The organism is Streptomyces sp. SID14478, from assembly GCF_010548525.1.
In the GTDB taxonomy this organism is placed as follows: Bacteria; Actinomycetota; Actinomycetes; order Streptomycetales; family Streptomycetaceae; genus Streptomyces.
On sequence record NZ_JAAGMG010001102.1, the window covers coordinates 1 to 211 of the forward strand.

General features: G+C 76.3%; 1 protein-coding gene. It reads right to left on the reverse strand.

Annotated features, from left to right (window positions below; all coding sequences use genetic code 11):
- Positions 1–177, reverse strand: a 177-nt coding sequence (locus G3I40_RS35510; RefSeq protein WP_343245120.1) for a DUF3626 domain-containing protein, incomplete at its 3' end; no start/stop codon positions are given.
- Positions 178–211 lie beyond the last annotated feature (34 nt).

A 211-nucleotide genomic window follows, 5' to 3' on the forward strand; every position in this document is an offset into this window, starting at 1 on the left:
GAACAGCGCCTCCTCCCAGCCGTCGCGCAGGCCGCCGGGGTGGGCGCTGCGGCTGCCGTTCGACAGGCCCGTCTCGTACTGCCCGCGGTAGCGGCCGTCGGCGGCGAGCCGGTCGGCGACCGTGGTGCGCCCGTCGGCCGACGGCAGCAGCCGGTCCGGATGGAAATTGAGGGTCACGCGCGCGTGGGCGAGGAGCGTGCCGATCAGGGCG